Here is a 21,993-nt window from a genome sequence, read left to right on the forward strand (position 1 = left end):
TATGATAAATAAAATCATGAAAACTCGATTTTTATCGGGTATCTCATTTTACAGTTTCCTTCCATTTTTTTCTTTATACCTTCTTCATTATAAAAATATAAACGAGAGCCATATTGCTATTATTATATTTACATTCTTATTCATTAGCCGAGCCTTTTCTCTTTTCACACACTTTATTATTAGCTATCTGAACTATAAAACAACACTGTTTTTAAGTTACTTAATTTCTTGTTTATCGATTCTTTCTATCTATTTCATTTCAAATTTTTACTTTATATTTTTATCAACTGCTTTTATCGGTGCAGGGTTTTCTATTGCTAATGTCTGTTGTAGTTTATTCATCGCTGAAAGTAACAGTCACTCTGATAGAGTGAAAAATTTTTCGTTATTAAATGTCATAGTCAATATTTCATCTGCTGTGGGTGGTGCAGTAGGCGAGTGGTTTTATAATAGTTTTTATTCTGGAGTGATCTTTCTCCCTGCCGGCATCATGTTTTTTGCTGCTCTATACTCACTAACCATAATTGATGTAAAACACGCTAAACCAGCCCAAAACCAACAAAACAAAATCGCTGTTAGTTTTTTTGAATGGATCATTTTTTTGGGTTATAGCGCTATTCCCTTTTTTATGTTGGGCTTAGTTTTTCGAAATCTGGCTTACTTATTTGAAATAAATTATCAAGGTGCTAGAGACTATATTAGTGTCTCTTATTTGTTTATTTTGAATGCGTTCATGATCATATCCCTCCAAATAAAAATCACGCAATTAATTGATAAACAAATAAAAATTACCCAATCCATTATTTATAAATTTAGCATAATCTTAATAGCGGCACTGTTGTTATTTCTAAACTTTAGTGCATTGATGCAAATCTATTTACTCATCATCTTATTTACCTTCAGCGAGCTCATTTGGAGTCCATACAACAATAGCCTCGCGATTGAAAAGTGCCCATTTAACAACCAAAAATTGTCACTTTCGATCTGTATTTTCTTTTGGGGGCTCGCAGAATCCTTTGGGGCATATGTCGGGATTATCGCTAATCAAGATCAAATACATATTTTTATCCCAGTGACATTGCTTTCACTACTGATTCTCTTATTTGGAATTGAATATATTATCAGCATGAGGAAACAACATGAAAACCATCATATTTCTGGAATGTAATATCTCAGGCACTGGCGTCAGGGCCATTAAGATAGCCAAAGAAAGAGGGTATCACACTGTACTTTTTACTAAAGAAAATGATTTTTATAACCTATTAGCAGATAACCCAACGCTCTATGTTGATACCCTCGTTGAGCTAAATACAGACTGTATTGCCTCCATTCTTAGTCATGCAATGGAGCTTGATACCCATGGTATCGTGGCTTTTGATGACTACCGACTCATCAATGCTGCCGCTGTATCCCATGCTCTAGGGCTGCCTGCACCAAACTTAACTTCACTTGCAACTTGTCGATATAAACATCAAACTCGACAGCAGCTACATCACCTTGATGCCAATTGTCGCTATAAAGTGTGTAATATCAATAACACATTAGATATCTCAAAAATGTGTTTTCCTTTAGTCGTTAAACCTTGTGATGACAGTGGCAGCAGTAAAGTGACGGTTTGCCATTCAATGGAAGATCTCGATTTAGCTATAAAAGAATTAACCGAATTCAGAACGAATCATCGAGGATATAAACTTTCGTCAACCTATCTCGTTGAAGAGTTTATTGAAGGTGATGAATATAGCGCAGAGGCTTATTGGGACACAACATTAGCGTGCTGGCAAATTTTAGGGATCACAAAAAAATATACGACATCAGGAAAATATTCCGTCGAAATTGGTCATGACTTCCCTTATGAATCACCATTATCTGCAAAGATAATACAGACGGTTATTCTCTGGCTAACTCACGTTAATTTATCCCATACCGTCGCCCATGTTGAATTTAAGCTGCATAACAATGATATAAAACTGATTGAAATTAACCCTCGAGTCGCCGGAGGGATGATTGATAAGCTTTGTGAAAGAGCTACAGGCTTCGATTTAATCGAATGTTATCTTTCTTTGCATGTCAAAAACATGGCGTATACACCACCGCGGCATCATGTTCCTAAATATACTGCAATTCGTTTTTTAACCTCCGAAAAATTAGGCGTTATAACAAAGATCCAAGTCAATTCATTATCCTCGACGCCTTTATTATTCAATTTTGTACCAACACCAATACAAGTTAATGCACTAAAAGACAGTTACAGCCGTCTCGGCTATGTCATCACTGAAGCTCAAGAAGCTGAGTTAGCCGCTCAATTCGCAGAAAAATGGTTAAAAAGCGTAGAAATTCAATACCAAGAAAAACCAATATAAACCCTAAGCCTATACTAAATTTTTATTCCGTATTCGAACATTTATCGACTTTATCTTCAGCTAACAGTTTTTATTTCCCGTTAGCTGAAATTTATTTGGATAAATAATAATATTAATTTGTTGAAATTTCTGTAAGCCTAGCTCTTAACTCCCATAACCTAGGAAAATACTTTATATTTAATTTTTCAGAAAGTTTATCTAGATTATCACCCTTAGTCCCAATACTTCCATGCCCAAGGGTTCTAACTGCAATTTTATAATGACGAACTCTCCATGTCGATATCATGTCATCCCATTGAACCAAAATCTCACATAGATTATATAATTCACTGTGTGCTTGATGAATATATATCTGTATAAGATCAATTTCATTTTCTTTTATATATTGTTCAAATTGCTCGGCTAGAAATCGTCCTTGTATACCTAAATTTTTCCAGCCCGGTGATTCCATTCCTGAACCATTTCCAAATGCAGGGCGAATTTTTAAAAAATCCCAAGGGGTCATAAATGTTAAAATTTCGAGTTGTCCGATTATTAAACGAATACACTCAAGAGCACGTGTGACTAATGCGATCACTTTTGATAGCTTCATATCTTTTAGCTGATTTAAGGCTTCTTTGAGCTCCTCATTATGCAGTTTTAGCCATAACTCTGTAGATTGGTGGGTTATTTGAAATAGCAACTCATCGCGGTCTAACCATTGTTCACTATTTTTTTGCAAAGATAACAATATTTTTGATTTTATATATTTTTCATAATCATTATTCCCATCACCTGAAAGTAATGATTTAGAATAATTTTTATTCATAGTTAGTCCTTATAATAATTTAGCTTATAGAATAAAAAATCACTGATTTATAATTAATATAGCCAGAATAACAATAGCAAAAAAAATCAATTAAATTTTAAATATTAATTTAAGCATCATAATAAAGTTTAACACTAGCTAATAAACACGTATAAAAATCAAAAAATAAATTATTGGAACCTTAAATTTAAGAATAAAATAAAGCATTAAAAACTCTGATGGTAACCCAAGAAAACCCAATATAAGCCCTAAGCCTATACTGAGTTTTTATTTTTAATTGTGACTCAATCAATCTTGCTCAATTAGGCAACTTTAGGTTCAGCTAACACTCGGGTATCACTCGTTAGCTGAAACTTACTCACCGACTGTTGTAACTCTTCAGTTTGGTGCTCTAAAGAGCTAGCGGCCGTGGCAACTTGTTCAACTAAAGATGCGTTCTGCTGCGTCACACTGTCCATCTGAGTGATAGCAACACCGACTTGAGCAATACCTTTACTCTGTTCTTCTGAAGCCGTCGTGATCTGCTTCATAATTGCGGTCACTTGATTAATACCTTGCAGAATATTGGTCATCGTTGAACCCATTTCATGAACTAAATGCGTCCCTTTTTCTACACATGTACTCGACTCGGCAATCAATTTTTCAATTTCCATTGCGGCATCGGCACTATGACTGGCCAACTTACGAACCTCGGCGGCAACCACCATAAACCCGCGACCATGAACCCCAGCTCTCGCGGCTTCAATCGAGGCATTTAATGCCAAGATATTGGTTTGAAAACTGATATCATTCATCATGCTAATAATGTCTGAAATCTTCTTCGAACTTTGCGAAATTTCGCCCATAGTGCTCACAACCGACTCAACGATAGAATCCCCTTGATTCGCCACCACAAATGCATCTGCTGCCAGCTGATTCGCTTGATGGGTATTTTCAACATTGAGCTGTACTGCGGCGGTGATCTCTTCCATACTCGCAGCCGTTTCTTCTAACGCTGCAGCCTGTTGCTCCGTTCTTGATGATAAATCACTATTCCCATTAGAAATTTCTGTCGCGCCTCGATAAATACTTTCACTGCCATTGCGAATAGTGAGTACAGCCTCGCGTAAACTATTTTGCATCTCATCTAATAATGGAAATAAACGCCCAGCACAGTTACGCCCAAAAGGTTCTATTGGTTGGCTCAGATCTCCTTTGGCAATTTGCGTAAAATACTGGCGGATCCTATCCAATGGTCGCTGCATCATATGAACCAGATAGCGGTCTGTAAAAATCAGAATGAATAAACCAAAAATGGCAGCAACGACAATAACAATACGAGTGATGCTCATTAGCCCATCAACTGTCTCCCGCGTGTGTTCAATCATAACATCGGCGCTTTGATTGAATTGAGTGATAGCAGAGCCAAAAGCACGACTTAAAACAGGGGTCACATTATGTGCATGGGCAAGATAGGCATTTTTATCATCTCCCATAGAGATAGCCAGTTGAGGTTTCACGCCCTCATCAAGTAACGCCTGCCATGAATTAATCACTTGGTCTGCAATCTCTTTATCCATGGGCCCCGGAGAAATAGATTTCATTTCTTCCAGATATTTCTCCATGTTAACCAACGCGTCTTTAACTAGGGTATAGTCACCCTCTTTTCCTTCATTTTTAGTTTCCATGACTCGGGTTAAACGGGTAACAAAACGAAAATACTGGTCATTTCCCTGACTCAGTACGGTCATCTGTTTTACCAATTGCCGGTCAACATGAATACCATCGGAAATACGGGAAAGGGACCAGCCGGTAAATAGACTGATTCCACCTAAATTTAGACATAGAATGCCTAACAGTACGAGCATCACAGCACGTATTGAATAGTTACGGAGTTTCTGCATGGAATTTCTCTTTTGGTGAGATAAAATGGTAATTGTTTAATTTATCGGCTTCATAACGAAAAATTTTAATAATTTACAATCACTTCTTTCTCTTTTTATTGAATAAATCCCTCACAATACCCTTACTTTAAATATGGCTTAGTGTTTGATTTTTAAACACTCTTTTTTATTTGCTTTAAGATACACAGCAAATTAATTCCACTTAAACAAACTACCCAGTTTGTGATTGGTATCCCAAACATCAGTTTCTGTAAATTAAAGCAAAAATCTGTTTTCTCTCTTGAGCTTCCCCCTACAGGAAGCTATATGGTAGCTAGCGTATTAAGACAACTAAATATTAGAAAAACTGCAAAAATAACCTGCTGTTATATTGATAGATTGCCATTTCCACCCACATGGAATGGACATTATTTAATTTCTCTGGAGTGATAGGTAACTTATGAAAAAGCTATTATTAACCGCCCTGCTAGCCACCTCTTTCTCATCGATGGCAGCGATCAATACGATTGAGCTATATAAAGATGAAAATTGTGGCTGCTGCCATCTTTGGGGGGAAGCTGTTAAAGCAGCAGGATATGATGTCAAAGTGAATGATGTCTCTTACGAAGAAATCGATAAGATTAACCAAGAAGCTAACTTACCGCTGTCTTTACGTAGCTGCCATACCGCTAAAATTAATGGGAAATTGATCGTTGGGCATGTGCCACTCGATAGTTTAGCAAAAATAAGCACACTTCCTGCTGATGTTGTAGGTATCGCGGTAGGCGGTATGCCTGCTGGTAGTTTAGGCATGGAACAGCCTAGTGGATTTAAACAACCTTATTCTGTAATGAGTTTTAAAAAGGATGGCAGCCAAGCCGTTTTCCAAACCTATTAATCCTTTCTCCTAAAAAAAGGTACAGCAAACCCTGCTGTACCTTTGACAGTTATTTTTACAACGAGATTTGAAAAATTAACGGTATATCGGTAACAAATTAAACTGCGCTAACAACTGACAAATAATGCCAACTACACCAAAGGCTATAACGGCATAGATTAGCCCCTTGCCTCCCCAGACTTTAAACCGTGATTCAGGGAAGCGCTCTCTCACTTTTAGTGCCATAACTGCTGGACAAATAATTGCCCAGATACAGGCTGCCATTCCCGCATAAGCAATCGCAATTAAAAAGCCATTAGGAAATAACATGCACAAAATCAGTGGTGGTAAGAAACATAATAGTGCAGCTTTCATTCTGCCTGATGAATTATCGTTAAGATTTAAAGAGGCAAGAATGTAATCAAATAAGCCAATTGCCACACCTAAGAAAGAACAAAATACTGCACTGATAGAAAACCATAATAGGAAGGTTGCAATATGAGGGCTACTTAATACTGCATACAGAGATTCAATGAATGCATCAAGATTCCCCCCTTTATTGATAATAGTTAAAAACTCCGTTCTTGGTAAATTACCCATCGTTCCCAATATCCAAAGGAAGTAGAGTACTAATGCCAACACGCAGCCAATCACGCAGCTTTTCACAACCTTTCTTTCATTTTCATGGTACAACTTATACAAACTACAGACGTTTCCATGATACCCAAACGATGTAATCGCATAAGGAATAATAATAAAGACAAATGGTAACAAAGATAACTGACTATCTCCGACTGGAGATTTCAATAATAAATCAGTTTTGACAATTAAAAATAGCCCTGAAAATGCAAGAATAAACAAAACAATTTTAATAAATAAGAACAGTGAAGTTAAGCGACTAGCTGCTATTCCGCTCCACCAAATACTGGCACCTAATACTAAGGTAAAACAAATAAATACAATATTTAAATTAACTTTAAATCCATATATTGCTGAAGCTTCTTTTATCACTGATCCAGCCGCAGAAATATAGGCGTATATCAATATATATAAAACAAATATCAATGCTGCATTGGCTACATAGCAAGCCCACTTAGGTAATAATTCTTTAGATATATAAAAGTAGTTAGTGCCTGCTCCATATTTAGAAATGCATTCTAAAATATAAATCCCTGAATGAAACATAAAAAAACAAACAATCAGTAATATTACAATCGAGTTAATAAACCAAGCTCCTGCCATAATAGTTGGCAAGCTAAACATACCCGCCCCTATCATTGCACCGCCTAGCACAAAACCCCCTACCATAATGGAGGGTTCTTTCTTGGCTATCGAATTGTTCATGTTGTTGTTCACCTTACGAAATAAGGGATAAGGTTCCCGCATTGCACGGGAACCCACAGAGCGACTTATTATTTGATAGGTTTTAATCTTGCAGTAAAGTGTCTCAATACTGGTGGCTCATATTCGAAATCTAAGCCTTTCAGTGTGGCAAATTTATCTTTTAAGCCAATCAGAGCATCTGCAATATAATCCATATGGTCGTTGGTATAAACACGTCTTGCGATGGTTAAACGCATGAACTCCATATCCGCATGTTTTTGTTTACCTGTTTCAGGGTCACGACCTAATAAGAATGAACCGATTTCAACAGCACGAACCCCTGACTCTAAATACAATGCATTTATCACTGCTTGAGCTGGGAATTGATCACCAGGGATCTGCGGAACCAATTTTTTACAGTCAACGAATACCGCATGTCCACCGGTAGGATATTGAATCGGAATGCCGCCTTCACGTAAACGATCGCCCAAATACTTCACTTGACCGATACGATAATGCAGATAATCTTCCCCAGCACCTTCTTCTAAACCTTGCACCATTGCCGCCATATCACGACCGGCTAAACCGCCATAAGTTACGAAGCCTTCCATTGGTACGCAACGCTGTCTTGCTAAGGTAAAGATTTTTTCATCATTTCTAATCGCAACCAGACCACCAATATTTAATAGTGGGTCTTTTTTCGCTGACATGGTTAATGCGTCAGCATATTTGTACATATCCAGAATAACTTCTTTGATCGTCGCGTTTTTATATTTAGGGTCACGCTCTTTAATGAAATAGGCGTTTTCACAGAAACGAGCAGAGTCCATAACAACAAAAATATTATGTTGTTTTGCAATTTCATACACTTCTTTCAAATTATCCATTGCGACTGGCTGGCCACCAGCACTGTTACACGTTACTGTGGAAACGATAGCAACCACGTTTTCAGCACCATGTTTTGCAATATTATCTTTTAATTTTTGGATATCAAAGTTACCTTTCCAATCATCATAAGTTTCTGAGTCATAGGCTTTTTCGGTAACGATGTTAATTGCTTTACAACCATTTAATTCAACGTGAGCAGCGGTAGTATCAAAGTGGAAGTTAGAAATAAATACTGGCTTTTTCCCACCACCTTGCTCTTGTTTTACTTTGAGTAAAACAGGGAACAACATATTTTCCGCACCACGACCTTGGTGAGCTGGGATCACATAGTCATAGTCAAACATCTCTTTGACTTTATCTTTCAAATCATAATAGTTACGAGAACCGGCATAAGCCTCATCACCCGTGATCATCGCTGCCCATTGGCGGTCACTCATTGCGTTAGTACCGGAGTCAGTCAGTAAGTCAATATAGACCGCGCTACTTGGTAATAGGAATGGGTTATAACCTGCTTCTTTCAATGCAGCTTCACGTTCTTCTCTTGATGGAATACGGATGTTTTCTACCATTTTAATGCGGAACGGTTCTACGATTCTTTTAGCCATGATAATACCTTTAATTTTTAATCAAATAATAAAAATAAAATAGCAATTCGAACTTATAAAAATAAGCGAATAAGTCTTTTGAGAGAGAAAAAAGAAAGGTTATTTATTTGGAAAGAAAAAGGCTAAAGAAATGTCAACATTGAACCATTTCTTCATATAGAAGAAATGCCTAGATTTGAGGGACTCACTTAACAAGAACATACTATTACTCCTATCAGCAAGGAATTAGTACAACCATGAGTATGGTATATAACAATTATCAGATAAAATTAATCGTAATTGTCTATTATTTGTATCTCTATCACAGAATGAATCAAATCCCCCTACGCATTATGATTAGCATCACAGTATTTATATATTAATTAAGTTTATTAGCTATTATACAATAGTTAATTATTAGTGTTTTTATATTGAAATAATTCTACGTAATAAAATCTTTAATCATCTAAAACTAAAAGACTATTTAACTTAGGTTGGAATAAATATAAGTAAAGCCAGATACAATGGCTTTACTTATTAAAATAATGATTAACAATTATTCGGCATCTTTGCCATATTTTGGTGATCTTGGCCCATACAGAATGCCATTCGGCTTACCAGCAGATAACAATCTCACGCTCGTAATGCCCGCAATGCCATAACTCTTATCAGTCATTGTATCTGCGATTTGGTTAACAACGGCAGAGACTAAGATACCGACAATACCATTAGATGATGAGTTACCTTCTGTACTTGATGCCGTCGCCGACCCACTCCAGAGTAAAGCGCCTGTGCGCGCATCAACTAATTTGGCACTCGCCGTGACTCGGGTATCACTTGCAATGACCTGATAGCTAGTTCCATATTCAGTAATGCTCAAATACAAGATGGCATCATTACCAAAAATTTCACGTAATTTTGCAGGAGGAACCGCCTGAATATCACCCGCGTTTGTCATCCCATTTTGTTTGAAAGTTTCTTCAACAACAGCAACAGGGAAAACATAATAACCCGCTTCTGCTAATGGCAGGGTTGTTTGGGCTAATAACCCATGGCTAGCTTGTACTTCAGGCGTACTATTTTGAGGCAATAAAACCAAAATACTTTTAGGCTTACTTTGCTTAAATGCACTGTAATCTACTTTAGTTGGTTGCGCACACCCAGCCAGCAGCCACGCCATAATTAAACTACTCATAATCATTAAGCGTTTCATTTTATTTTCCCTTTATTTTTCATTAGAAAATCCATGTAAGCGGCAGATTCTGGATACAACGCTTTTTCTGTTTTAAATTCAGCCATCGCTGAATCAATCGCACCTGTTGTTGAATACAGTAATCCTAAATGCGCATGTAAACCTGGGGCGACTGCGAGCCCTTTGGCTTTACTTGTCTCAATATTTTTTTTCAGTACTTCAATTTGTTCTTGCGGGCTAGTTTCAGTTTGCTGGTAATATTGATATACCGTTGTTTGATAGCCATCCCAGTTATATATCGGCTTTGGTTCATTAGCACAGCCATTTAATAAAATAGCACTTGCGATAATGAGCAATAATTTAGTTTTCATCATATTCCCTTATTTTGCAGGCTGCCAAGTACCACTTTCAATGCCTGATACTAAGTTATTTACCGCTTCCCTAATCGCTAAGTCTAAAACTTTACCATTCAAAGTAGAGTCATAACTTGCAGTACCACCGAAGCCAATCACCTCTCTGTTAGAGAGTTCATATTCCCCTGCACCTTGAGCAGAGAATACAACTTCCGATGTTTGAACATTAACAACGTTTAAATTTACTTTGGCATAGGCTATTTGTGATTTACCGCGGCCTAAAATACCAAAGAGTTGGCGGTCGCCGACTTCTTTGCGTCCAAACTCAGTGACATCTCCAGTAATAACATAAGTCGCCCCTTTTAATTGTTGGGTCTGACCTTTAATTCCGGCTTCTTCTTTTAATTCCTGCATATTAGTACGGTCTAATACATTGAATCGCCCAGTTTGTTGCAAATGTGTTGTCAGAATAGTTTTTGACTGATTACCCAAACGATCAACGCCATCAGAAAAAATACCATTCATATAACTAGAACGATTATCAAATTTTCCTATTGATATTGGGCTTTTAGGACCAGAGTAATTCGTATTATAGGTAGCGACTTTCTCTACCGCTAACGAGCGTGATGACTCACTAGCACAACCACTTATTAATGCACTTGCAACAAAAACAGACGCAATACTTATTTTAGATATATTCATTTAGCACTCTCAATTAGACTTCATATTTATATTATTTATTACTTTTTTATTTTGCATCAATAGCAGAAATTACTCCAGTTCAAATAGCACTCTCACTGAGATAATTTGAATGTGTTTAAGATATTTATATTTATACTTTATTTATGAATAAATTAAACACAATGAAATAATTTAATCTAATTTCATTTATTTAGGATTAGTCTATTTTTAATATAACAAAAAAGTAACGCTATTCGTTCATTACGTTAAAGAATATTTGAGAATAATCTCAATTGAATTAGATAAGAGTAAAATTTAACCACTCTAACGATTTACTCAATAGAAACCACATAATTCAATAGTCTCTATGTGGTTTCTATCTCAATTTGAATATGCTTAATGTTTATTTTCCAAATAACTTTTTAGTATATTTGTCAGATATTGCACTTCTTTTTCCATCCGCTTCAAAATAGCGATCCACATGGCACTTTTGCTCATTCACATCGCAAAAAATACCATTCGCAAACGTCACGGCGGTTTTATCAAAATCCCCCGCATTTTGAATCGCCTTGGCTTGCTTGCTACCTAAATATTTCTGAGTTAGCTCAACAGAAACGCCCTCTTTCCCACTGACACACACAAACTTATCGCATAACACATTTTTTTCTGGTGATGTTAATACTGGCGCTGTTTTAGCATTGGCCAGCATGGGAGATAGTGCAATCGCGAGTCCAAATACTGAGATAACGTTTAAATTCATATGGCACCTTCAAGCTGAGTAATAACCGTAATGATAACGTCAGATTTGACTATAAAAACCCATTTTAATTCCATGAATTTCTAGCCATCTCATCTTTACTGCAAACAATATCCAAATCCTGCACAATTTTAACCTTTCATTAACATAACGGATTGTGCTTTCCCGTAGAAAAGATAAGTGTAGTGGGTGGCAATTTAAACAATAAAAAAACACCTGCAATAATACTCCAAATAAGAGAGTGAAATATGACAATAGAGACAGCCGCAATAACCTCATTCGGCTCAACGAAAACGACTTCAAAGGTACTGTTTATTTGTTGGATGAGTATCTTATTCGAAGGCTATGACGTAGGCGTCATGGGCGCAGTACTGCCAACCCTCGCAGAATACAAACAATGGGATCTCAGTCCGTTAGAATTAGGCGCGCTAAGCAGTTATGCACTGGTTGGTATGTTTTTTGGCGCATTTATTATTGGCACGCTGAGCGAACTATATGGTCGTCGTCGTATGCTGTTAGCCTGTGTGACATTATTCTCAATAACTATGTTAGCTGCCGCTCTTGCACCGACACCGTGGTTCTTTGGTTTAATGCGTTTTATCGGTGGTATTGGGCTTGGTGGCGTTATCCCCGTAGCCGCAGCGCTCACCATCGAATACTCCCCCGCGGAAAAACGATCATTCAACTATGGCATCATGTACTCGGGGTATTCTTTAGGTATTTTAAGTGCTGCCGCGGTTGCCATGTGGCTACTTGAGCACTTTGGTTGGCGCAGTGTCATCGGCTTTGGTGCTTTACCTTTATTACTGATCTGGCCAATGGCTCGACTCCTGCCAGAATCCCTCGAATATCTCTCTCATAAAGGGCTTCATACCGAAGCAAAACAGCTCGCGCAAAAATTGGACATGGATTATCAAGCACCTCCTGAGCAGCAGAAGCATCAACCACAAAGTCTAAAACAGATTGTCTCTGTGGTCTTTGCATGGAACCATTTACGAGCCACGACGTGTTTCTGGATTGCTCTATTCTGTGGGATGCTACTGGTTTATGGTTTAAATACCTGGCTGCCATCGATTATGAGAAAAGAGGGATATAACCTCGGTTCTAGCCTGACATTCTTAATTGTGTTCAGTTTAGCGTCTGCGTTAGGCGGGTTATTCTTAGGAAAAATTGCAGATAAATATGGTGTTCGCGGTTCTGTTGCCTTTTTCTTTTTACTCGGGGCTATCGGGATTGGCTGTATGGTATTCAAACAAAATATCTATGTGAACTATGTCCTCGTCGCTTTCGCCGGTGTCGGGAGTATTTCAGCGGCATTAATCCTAACGGGCTATATTGCCAACTATTATCCATCCAAGGCTCGAGCTTCAGCAACCGGATGGGCGCTGAGTTTCTCACGCATTGGCGCGATGTCGGGCCCCATGTTTGGTGCTTATATTGCCAGCCTAGGCATTGCAACTAGCTGGAATTTTATTGCATTCTCCATTGTCGCCGTGATTGCGGCTATCGCCGTCTTTTTACTGCCTCGTACCCGCCCATAGATAGCTGGCTAGTTAGCAAATAGGGGCTTATCGCCCTTATTTGCTTTTGAAATTAATACGCCAGACGGTAATGCAACTTCTCGCCTGCGGTCAACTCTGGAGAATCACTGTAATTGCTTGGTAATTCAATGAACCCATATAATTCAGGAATGTATAATTTTTGATACCACTCTAACTCTGAACGCCGGTGCAATTGATTGCTGGCAAAATCTAATATCAAATATTTCTGTCCACTTCTCGCTGATTCCATCACTAGCAAGCCATCGTCCCAGATAACCATATCTTGCAGATGGTTATAACCTGCTTCCTTGATCAGCTGAAAATTCCCGTCTTGATACTGATAAAGGGAAAATAATCGGCGAGAAGGCTCTTGAGCCGCCAGATAAATATCCCCTTTCTGATTCTGAACCGCCTCATTAATACGAATAGGCAACCATCGATGGCTCACCACGTTTTTCTGAGCGATGTTCACCACCACTTCAAGAGACCCCATTTCATTACCGTAGCTGTACCACACAATTACATTGCCATCATGGACTGCATAAGAAAATGTTGAATTATCCGCGATTTCTTCGGGATAAAAGCGCCTCACGAGTTCGCGGGGATCCATCAAATATTGCCACGTAAGCCCTTTATCCGCGCTGGTGAAGATTTTTTGGTTGTCGATCAGGACATAAGGCTCCCCCTGACCACTTTGGTACATTTTCCCGGTAATTGCCGCATAAATGTATTCACCATACCCGTCTTTCCAGGGCGTTAGCACAGTGATCGAATTGTCCGCTAAATTCACCGTCCGATGCCCATCGCGCACCATTAAAAGGCACTGGGAGTCTTCACACACCGCGTTATAAAAACTGTCGCTAAATTGCGTGATAAAATGCACACCATCTTTATTGGCAAATAACACCTGATAACTATCTTTCTGTGCAGGCGAAAACAAATCGGATCGATTGTAATAGTAGGATGAGCGGCCATTTTTCTGCGCAATAATCAGCGTGCCGCCTTTTGCAGGGTAAGTTTTGGCGTAATCATAATCTGCAATATAAGCATTGTTCTCTTGGCTATTATCTTTCCACTGCCATGACGTATCATTCCCACCAAATACCAGCATCAATGTTGAGCCTAAACACACCAAGAAAACGGCACCTGTCACCAGAAAACGCCAACTTAGAAATGGATTCATTAACGTACCTCCATGACATAAGCATCTTTACCTTGTTGGCATCGTAATAAGCTCAAGATAGCTTGGGTTTGGTAATAGCCATTACCCCGTTTCGAAAACCGATAATAAGCCGCCATACCAAGGGCAATTAAAAAACTGATACCGAGGGTTATCGAGCTGGCAAAACCAATAAATATTAGGTCATTATCGAGCAAGTACAGCCAATCCCAATAATCCCAGTGGCTTCCTCGATCGACAACATCGCTAATCGCCATCGCGCCAAACATTGCCAAAAATAGCGCCAAAATAATGCCGGTGATCCCCCATAACGCTAGATACAGCCCACGTTCTTGCGCCATACCTCGAGCAGACAGCGTATAAGCTAAATCATCTTGGTGGTTATACATGCCAAATACGACGCTATCGGGAAACCCATTTTCAACTTTGGAGTGATAGACCTCTACCTCATCCCCTTGAGCGAGAAAAAAACTGTGGTTATTAAAGAAAGGCTTTGAGGCATCTAACTTGAGATTCAAATGGCTTTTATTCACTTGAAGCTCTATTTCATTGCGAGTGTATGTGCCCCCGCGATAATAATATTCAATCGTCTTGATACTCTTAAGATTCACTTTGCCTTTTGTCACCTGTAACGAGGTTTCAGGGATAGGCTTCTGCTTTCGATGATCTATTTTGAGCGGTTTGGAATGCGGGTTTTTAATTCCCTCAATCTGAATCAGATTTTCACCAGAATTTACCTGAAACTTGCCCGCTATCACTAAATCTAATGCACGTAAGATGGTTTTTCGTTTTCGGCTAAAAATAGTGAAAGTTTGTGAAATACACATAAACAGCAGAACGCCTCCCACAAAAGCCGCCATTGCTAATAATGACCCTAAAACAATTAACCATGTACTCTCTTCGTCATTAAACACGCAAAAGAACGCAGGGATAAAGAGGGCAACAAGCCCAAATGATAGCAGGTACTGTTTTACTAACCCTTTGTCGAATTTAAGGTTTCTATCGGGTTCCAAACGTCCATGCTCGGGATGGTAAACCCATTTCAGCCAATAGCTCCCATCATTCAGCTGTTCAGCAGAAATAATCAAAGTGTCGTCTTTATTCAATCGTTCCAAAAATATTTGGCTGTTTTCAAAATCTTCAGCATTGAAAAAGAACACTTTATCCGAGGCAATTAACCTCACCATGCCCACGGGAGTTACATTTTGGTAATCGCACTGAACAAGCTTAACGTGAAAATATTGAACACCCATTAAGATGCCTATTTGTTATAGTTAATTTAATATTATGATAATAAATAAAGGTATGCAGCCCTAGAGGAACTTTCCTTATAATAGACAAATTCAGATAATTACAGGTTCAGTAATGGAACTCTCTTTACCTGATAAAAGTCTATTTTACTCTGAAAACACATCTAGACTCTGGTAAAGGAAATAATTGCTGCTAGACTTGCGCCTATTGCTATTTTGAATGCAATAAATCTCAAATAAATGCATTATTTTATCCCTACCGTTAACGACAACTTTGAATAAAAGCGATGACATCACAACCTGCATACAAGCAAATTCAATCTTACATTTTACGCAGTATTGATTTAGGGATTTTTAAACCTGAAACTCAGATCCCCACGGAACTTGAGTTATGCGCACAATTTAATGTGAGCCGCATGACAGTAAATAAAGCAATCTCTGAATTAAGCCAGAAAGGAATTTTGAATCGCATTGCAGGGAAAGGCACTTTTGTTGCGACCCAGAAGCATGAACTACCTGTCACAAAAGCATTTGATATTTTTGATGAAATATCGACAAGCGGCAACAAATACAGTGGGCACCAATTACAGCTAAAAGTGATCCCCGCCTCCTCAGAAATCGCCCTACAACTCGGGGTGACGGAAGGAAGTGAAATTGGCTATTGTAAAATGCTGCATTTCGAAAATGATATCCCTCTGATGCTTGAAGAACGCTATGTTAACCATGCTATTGCCCCTGAATTTACTCAGCAGCACTATGGGGATAACGAAACGCCCAGTGGCTATTTACAACGTCATTTTCCTGTCAGTGAAATGGAGCATACCATCGAGGCTATCTTGGCAAGTAAAGCGATTGCCAATGCGTTGTCCATCAAAGAGAATGCTCCCTGTTTACAGCTAAGCCGCCGTACTTGGACAGAAAATACCTTAATTAGCTACGTTAATATGATCAGTGCGGGTTCCCGCTATAAATTAAAACTACATTCTCGTATCGATAATTAAGCGATAAAAAAAGGGGCAAATTTGCCCCAAAACGACTGATAACTCCTTAATATACCTTCGATAATTCCTGTAAATATTGTTGAATATTCTCAACAACATTCAACAAGAAATATGGCCGGTATCAACACATCAACATCACAACAAATCACTTACATACCTTGATAAATAGGGCCTTCTCCACCTTGCGGCGCTGTCCACGTAATATTTTGCCGAGGATCTTTGATATCACAGGCTTTACAATGCAGGCAGTTTTGCGCATTTATTTGCAGTTTTTCTTGCTGTTTATCATTCACAATTTCATAAACACCCGCTGGACAATATCGGGTTTCTGGTGCCGCATATTCAGTAAAATTCACCTGAATTGCTACATCAGGGTCACTTAAGCGTAAATGGCAAGGCTGCTCTTCTGCATGGTTCGTATTAGATAAAAATACCGACGAGGGTTTATCAAAACTTAATTTGCCATCAGGTTTTGGATAACTCATCGGTTGGAAATATTTGGCTTCTCTTAACCCTTGGTGATCCTCGGTTTTCAACTTTAATGTCCACGGAACTCGCCCTTTAAACAGGAGTTGCTCAGTTCCAAATAACATGGAACCTACCACCAGCCCTTTTTTCATGTATGGCTTAAAATTACGCGTCTGATAAAGTTCCTGATACAGCCAGCTATTTTCAAATTGAGACTGGTATTGGCGTTTAAATTCTTGATGGTCAATCTGTTCATCAACCCAAGATTCAAATAAGGCTTCAGCAGCTACCATGCCGCTTTTCACTGCACAATGGCTGCCCTTAATCCGTGCCGCATTGAGAAACCCAGCATCATCCCCGATTAATGCACCACCCGGAAAACTCAGTTCAGGTAAGGCGGGTAGCCCTCCCGCGACCATAGTTCTTGCCCCGTAACTGACCCGCTCGCCTCCCGCTAAAAAGGCACTAAATGCAGGATGGGTTTTCAAGCGTTGAAACTCTTCAAATGGCGACAGATAGGGATTTTCATAATTCAGACCAACCACTAATCCAACAGCAACTAAATCTTCCCCATAGTGATAAGCAAACCCGCCGCCATAAGTTTGGTTATTCAGCGGCCAGCCCACCGAATGGATCACGAGCCCCGCTTGATGCTGTGCTTTAGGAATTTGCCAAATCTCTTTCAGCCCCAATCCATAGGTTTGTTTACCGCTATTTGCGGCTAAATCAAATCGCTCAATAAGCTGTTTACCTAACTGACCGCGACAACCTTCTGCAAAGAAGGTCATTTTGGCCATCAGATTCATTCCTGCCTGATACATCGCGGTTGGGTGACCTTGTTTATCTAATCCCATGTCCCCTGTAGTGACACCAATAACGTGTCCATTTTCATCAAACACGATTTCGGTCGCGGCAAAACCGGGAAAAATATCAACGCCAAGCTGCTCCGCTTCTGCTGCTAATGCCGCACTAATTTGTCCAAGACTACCAATCAAATTGCCATGATTTTTTAAACATGCAGGTAGCAGCGATAAAGGCAATTTATTCGCTTTATTTTCTTTCAGCCATAAAAAACGATCCTCACTGACAGGGGTCAGTGGAACAGATATTTTTTGTTGCCAATCCGCGAATAATTCATCAAGCCCACGAGGATCAATTACCGCTCCCGAAAGAATGTGTGCCCCAATTTCTGCACCTTTATCAATTAAGCAGACCGAAAGATCTCGCCCATTCTGGCTGGCTAACTGTTTTAGACGTATTGCCGCAGATAATCCCGCAGGTCCACCACCGACAATCAGGACATCAAATTCCATCGATTCTCGCTCTGGAGCCTCATTGATATTTACACTATTGTCGATAGTCATCATGTCCCTCTCTTATGCCAATGCTTTGTCGAATTCAGGCAAAATTTGGAATAAATCCCCCACAATGCCATAGTCAGCAACTTGGAAAATTGGCGCTTCAGGATCACTATTAATTGCGACGATCACTTTGCTTTCTTTCATTCCGGCAATATGTTGGATCGCACCGGAGATCCCCACGGCGATATACAGATCAGGTGCCACGATCTTACCTGTTTGCCCAACTTGGTAATCATTTGGAACATACCCCGCATCAACCGCTGCACGAGATGCCCCCACCGCAGCCCCCAATTTGTCAGCGATCGTTTCGAGCAGCGCGAAATTCTCACCGGAACTTAATCCTCGTCCCCCCGAAATCACCACCTTGGCAGAGCTGAGCTCAGCTCGACTCACTTGGGTCAGTGATTGGCTGGTTAATTCAGAAAGTGGCTCAATGGGCTCCACAACGATATGTTCAACCGCTGCTGGTGCTTGCTGTACTTGGCTTCCAGAAAATGCGGAGTTACGTACGGTTATCACCACTTGGTTACCATTATTTTGTACCGTTGCTAGAGCATTCCCTGCATAAATAGGGCGTACAAAAGTCTGAGCATCAATAATTTGGGTAATATCTGAAATTTGAGAAATGCCGAGTGTTGCTGCAACCCGCGGCGCAATATTTTTGCCAAAAGTCGTCGCAGGAAACACTAAGTGGCTATAGGATTTGGCAACCGCTACGATGGCGTTAGTCATCGGTTCAGCGAGCTGATTTTTTAATTCACTTTCATCAATGGCAATGACCTTATCAACACCACCGAGAGTGGCCGCTGACTCAGCGACTTGGCTAATATCTCTCCCAGCGACTAACACATGTAAACTTCCCCCTTGGGATACAAGTTCACGGGCGGCGGTCATACAGTTATAGGTTGCTGATTTTATTGTTTGGTTATCATGTTCAACAACCACTAAAACGGATAATTGGCTCATGGTCAGGCTCCCTCGTTAAATCACTTCTTTTGCTTGCAATTCAGTCACTAATGCCGATACATCATTAAACAAGGTACATTGTCCTGTTCGTTTTTTCGGCTCCGCCACATTTAGAATTTTGACTTGCCCTAATGGCGAGAAATCCAACGTGGCGACATCAATAATTTCCAATGGTTTTTTCTTGGCTTTCATAATATTAGGGAGCGTTGCATAGCGAGGTTCGTTTAAACGTAAATCCGTCGTCACTATCGCCGGAAATCCCATGGATAAGGTTTCTAGCCCTCCATCAATTTCACGGGTCACTTGCACACGCTCACCTTCAATCACGATTTGTGAAGCAAATGTGGCTTGAGCACATCCCAATAATGCCGATAACATTTGTCCCGTTTGGTTGCAGTCATCATCAATCGCTTGCTTGCCTAATAAAATTAAATCGGGTTGTTCTTTGGTGACTATTTTCTGTAATAGGCGAGCAATATCGAGGGGCTCCAGCACCATTTCTGTCGGTCTTTGAACCAAAATGGCACGGTCAGCCCCTATTGCCATGGCGCTGCGTAATGTCTCTTGAGCAGTGGCATCGCCAATAGAAACCGCGATCACTTCCGTCGCCTTTCCGGCTTCTTTAAGGCGTACCGCTTCTTCCACTGCAATTTCATCAAACGGATTGATCGCCATTTTGACGTTGGCGAGCTCAACCCCTGAACCGTCTGCTTTGACGCGAATTTTTACGTTATGGTCAATAACACGTTTCACAGCGACTAAAATTTTCATAACCACTCCTAATCACGGACTTTGTTGCTATTTGTTGGATGTTCGACCTGTTTTTCAGGTTGAGGAAGCCCATAGCAGTGAATCATTCACTACTAAGGACAACACTCGATTTATCGTTTTATTTATCAGTAAGTCAGATTCTAGGTAGGTAAATACACCCTATTTGGCTTCTGGCAATATCAGGCGGTCTGCCACTGACATAGGCCAAATCTTCACAGCGGCATAGTAAATAATGCCAGTGGCAACTAACCCAATAATCCATGAAATATCCACGCCACCGAGGCTTTCAACGAGAGGCCCAGTATAGAATCCCGTCGCAATAAATGGCATTTGAATCAGAACGCCGATAACGTAGGTGATGATGCCGACTTTATTCCAACGACCATAACGCCCATTTGGATTCGACAACTGCGGAACGTCATAGCGCCCTTTTGTCACCCAGTAATAATCCACTAAATTAATAGCACTCCACGGTGTGAAAAACGCCAGTAAGAACAGTAAGAAAGCCGAGAATAGTTTCAGGAATGAATGTTGCCCTGCCAACCCGAGTAGAGTCGAGAAGCTAACCATTAAGATGATGAAAAACAGTCGTTGACCGCGGGTAATCTGATGCTTCCCTTTGAAACCGCACCAAATCGCCGCCATCGACATAAAGCTGCCATATGCGTTCAGTGCAGTAATGGTCACTTTGCCGAAGAAAATACTGATATACAGCAGAGCCGCAATCAGCCCTGTACTGCCCAACCCAACAATATAAGAGACTTCATGTCCAGCAAACTGATTTCCCGCCAATGCAGCGGCAAAAACGCCAAGGATCATCGATGCTTGAGTCCCAATCACAGTCCCGGAACCCACGGCTAAAAAGGCTTTGATGGTTGGGGTTTTGGTTGGTAAGTAACGAGAATAGTCAGCAACATAAGGCCCAAATGCAATCTGCCAAGAAGCTGATAATGACATCGCAAACAGAAAATTAGTCCAATTGAAATGACGATTCTCCAATAGTACAGAAACATCATTCATATAAAATAGACGGAAAAACAGGTAGAAAAAGGCAATAACGCCAATAACACTCGCCGCTTTACCCAGTATATGGATAATCCGATAACCACAGATAGTGATCCCAATAATCACTAAACCAAAAATAATAATCCCCACCCAGTCACTTACATGCAAGAGTTGCCCCACCGCTTGACCGGCTAATACCGTGCCACTGGCTGAGAACCCCACATACATTAAGCAAACCAGTAAAATAGGAATAACGGCGCCATAGACCCCAAACTGAACACGGCTGGAGATCATTTGTGGTAGACCCAGTTTAGGCCCTTGAACCGCATGCAGTGCCATGACTGCACCACCTAATAATTGGCCGATAAATAAGCCAATCAGTGACCAAAATACATCGCCACCCAGAACTACGGCCAGCGCTCCGGTGACAATTGCCGTGATTTGTAAGTTAGCACCAAACCATAATGTAAATTGGCTGGATAACGTGCCATGGCGTTCTGATTCGGGAATATAGTCGATGGAACGAGCTTCGATAAGGGGAACGTTATCTTGTCGAGGCTTTTTTTGCTCAATAATATCGTTGGAAACTGTCATGGTAATTCCTCTTTAAGCAAGGCTGGCCTAAAGAATGAGACAATTAGTCGTCACGAATGAATACACTGTGTTGCAAGAGACAGCCATTCGGCGCTACGCGGATAATTTATTTTTATATCTATCCGTCATTAATAATTGAAATACATTCTTAAAACCTGATTGTTGTTGTGT

19 protein-coding genes are annotated in these 21,993 nt (G+C 39.9%); 5 read left to right on the top strand and 14 right to left on the bottom strand.

Going from position 1 to position 21,993, the window contains the following annotated elements:
• Position 1: 1 nt before the first annotated feature.
• Together PROVRUST_RS07990 and PROVRUST_RS07995 are read left to right on the top strand one after the other, a co-directional pair.
• A complete protein-coding gene (locus tag PROVRUST_RS07990) occupies positions 2–1,168 on the top strand; it encodes an MFS transporter (RefSeq protein ID WP_223844722.1) in 1,167 nt (388 codons plus the stop codon).
• A complete protein-coding gene (locus PROVRUST_RS07995; protein ID WP_006814262.1) occupies positions 1,140–2,360 on the top strand; it encodes an ATP-grasp domain-containing protein in 1,221 nt (406 codons plus the stop codon). Before PROVRUST_RS07990 ends, PROVRUST_RS07995 begins: the two co-directional genes overlap by 29 nt.
• 112 nt (positions 2,361–2,472) lie before the next feature.
• Here PROVRUST_RS07995 and PROVRUST_RS08000 read toward each other — a convergent pair whose 3' ends face one another.
• Both PROVRUST_RS08000 and PROVRUST_RS08005 read right to left on the bottom strand, forming a co-directional pair.
• Complete coding sequence (locus PROVRUST_RS08000) at positions 2,473–3,168, bottom strand: tryptophan 2,3-dioxygenase family protein (RefSeq protein WP_006814263.1); 696 nt, start codon at positions 3,166–3,168, stop codon at positions 2,473–2,475.
• A gap of 302 nt (positions 3,169–3,470) precedes the next feature.
• A complete protein-coding gene (locus tag PROVRUST_RS08005; RefSeq protein WP_006814264.1) occupies positions 3,471–5,051 on the bottom strand; it encodes a methyl-accepting chemotaxis protein in 1,581 nt (526 codons plus the stop codon).
• Positions 5,052–5,490: 439 nt separating this feature from the next.
• Here PROVRUST_RS08005 and PROVRUST_RS08010 point away from each other — a divergent pair, with 439 nt between their 5' ends.
• Positions 5,491–5,928 carry a DUF411 domain-containing protein gene (locus PROVRUST_RS08010; RefSeq protein ID WP_006814266.1) on the top strand — a complete coding sequence of 146 codons (438 nt, stop codon included), beginning with the start codon at positions 5,491–5,493 and terminating at the stop codon, positions 5,926–5,928.
• Positions 5,929–6,003: 75 nt separating this feature from the next.
• On the opposite strand, the gene PROVRUST_RS08015 is transcribed toward PROVRUST_RS08010, so the two are convergent.
• From PROVRUST_RS08015 to PROVRUST_RS08040, 6 genes are all read right to left on the bottom strand, one after another.
• Entirely contained in the window at positions 6,004–7,170 is a 1,167-nt protein-coding gene (locus tag PROVRUST_RS08015; protein ID WP_230083566.1) for an aromatic amino acid transporter, read from the bottom strand.
• Positions 7,171–7,319: 149 nt separating this feature from the next.
• Positions 7,320–8,723, bottom strand: a complete 1,404-nt coding sequence (locus tag PROVRUST_RS08020) for a tryptophanase (protein WP_006814268.1) — start codon at positions 8,721–8,723, stop codon at positions 7,320–7,322.
• 535 nt (positions 8,724–9,258) lie between these two features.
• Entirely contained in the window at positions 9,259–9,915 is a 657-nt protein-coding gene (locus PROVRUST_RS08025) for a DUF799 domain-containing protein (RefSeq protein WP_006814269.1), read from the bottom strand.
• Positions 9,912–10,268, bottom strand: a complete 357-nt coding sequence (locus PROVRUST_RS08030) for a DUF4810 domain-containing protein (protein ID WP_006814270.1) — start codon at positions 10,266–10,268, stop codon at positions 9,912–9,914. The genes PROVRUST_RS08025 and PROVRUST_RS08030 overlap by 4 nt, the downstream gene beginning before the upstream one ends.
• Before the next feature lie 6 nt (positions 10,269–10,274).
• The gene (locus tag PROVRUST_RS08035; RefSeq protein WP_006814271.1) at positions 10,275–10,949 is read right to left on the bottom strand and encodes a CsgG/HfaB family protein; all 675 of its coding nucleotides are present in this window, start codon (positions 10,947–10,949) and stop codon (positions 10,275–10,277) included.
• A gap of 382 nt (positions 10,950–11,331) precedes the next feature.
• Complete coding sequence (locus PROVRUST_RS08040; RefSeq protein WP_006814272.1) at positions 11,332–11,688, bottom strand: YcgJ family protein; 357 nt, start codon at positions 11,686–11,688, stop codon at positions 11,332–11,334.
• A gap of 245 nt (positions 11,689–11,933) precedes the next feature.
• Here PROVRUST_RS08040 and PROVRUST_RS08045 point away from each other — a divergent pair, with 245 nt between their 5' ends.
• Positions 11,934–13,226 (top strand): MFS transporter, encoded by a 1,293-nt coding sequence (locus tag PROVRUST_RS08045; RefSeq protein WP_006814273.1) that lies wholly within the window; start codon positions 11,934–11,936, stop codon positions 13,224–13,226.
• A 52-nt stretch (positions 13,227–13,278) separates the two neighbouring features.
• On the opposite strand, the gene PROVRUST_RS08050 is transcribed toward PROVRUST_RS08045, so the two are convergent.
• Together PROVRUST_RS08050 and PROVRUST_RS08055 are read right to left on the bottom strand one after the other, a co-directional pair.
• Positions 13,279–14,409, bottom strand: a complete 1,131-nt coding sequence (locus tag PROVRUST_RS08050; RefSeq protein WP_006814274.1) for a hypothetical protein — start codon at positions 14,407–14,409, stop codon at positions 13,279–13,281.
• On the bottom strand, positions 14,409–15,659 hold the full coding sequence (locus PROVRUST_RS08055; protein ID WP_006814275.1) for a hypothetical protein: 1,251 nt from the start codon (positions 15,657–15,659) through the stop codon (positions 14,409–14,411). Before PROVRUST_RS08055 ends, PROVRUST_RS08050 begins: the two co-directional genes overlap by 1 nt.
• A gap of 284 nt (positions 15,660–15,943) precedes the next feature.
• Here PROVRUST_RS08055 and PROVRUST_RS08060 point away from each other — a divergent pair, with 284 nt between their 5' ends.
• Positions 15,944–16,657, top strand: coding sequence for a UTRA domain-containing protein (locus tag PROVRUST_RS08060; RefSeq protein ID WP_006814276.1), 714 nt, complete (start codon positions 15,944–15,946; stop codon positions 16,655–16,657).
• Between the two features lie 149 nt (positions 16,658–16,806).
• Here PROVRUST_RS08060 and PROVRUST_RS08065 read toward each other — a convergent pair whose 3' ends face one another.
• The 4 genes from PROVRUST_RS08065 to PROVRUST_RS08080 form a co-directional block, all read right to left on the bottom strand.
• Positions 16,807–18,489: an electron transfer flavoprotein-ubiquinone oxidoreductase gene (locus tag PROVRUST_RS08065; protein WP_039854959.1), complete on the bottom strand. Its 1,683-nt coding sequence runs from the start codon at positions 18,487–18,489 to the stop codon at positions 16,807–16,809.
• Between the two features lie 12 nt (positions 18,490–18,501).
• Positions 18,502–19,452 carry an electron transfer flavoprotein subunit alpha/FixB family protein gene (locus tag PROVRUST_RS08070; RefSeq protein ID WP_006814278.1) on the bottom strand — a complete coding sequence of 317 codons (951 nt, stop codon included), beginning with the start codon at positions 19,450–19,452 and terminating at the stop codon, positions 18,502–18,504.
• A 15-nt stretch (positions 19,453–19,467) separates the two neighbouring features.
• Positions 19,468–20,223, bottom strand: a complete 756-nt coding sequence (locus PROVRUST_RS08075; protein ID WP_006814279.1) for an electron transfer flavoprotein subunit beta/FixA family protein — start codon at positions 20,221–20,223, stop codon at positions 19,468–19,470.
• Positions 20,224–20,382: 159 nt separating this feature from the next.
• Entirely contained in the window at positions 20,383–21,822 is a 1,440-nt protein-coding gene (locus tag PROVRUST_RS08080; protein ID WP_006814280.1) for a purine-cytosine permease family protein, read from the bottom strand.
• Positions 21,823–21,993 lie beyond the last annotated feature (171 nt).

The sequence above is a fragment of the Providencia rustigianii DSM 4541 genome, assembly GCF_000156395.1.
Lineage (GTDB): Bacteria > Pseudomonadota > Gammaproteobacteria > Enterobacterales > Enterobacteriaceae > Providencia > Providencia rustigianii.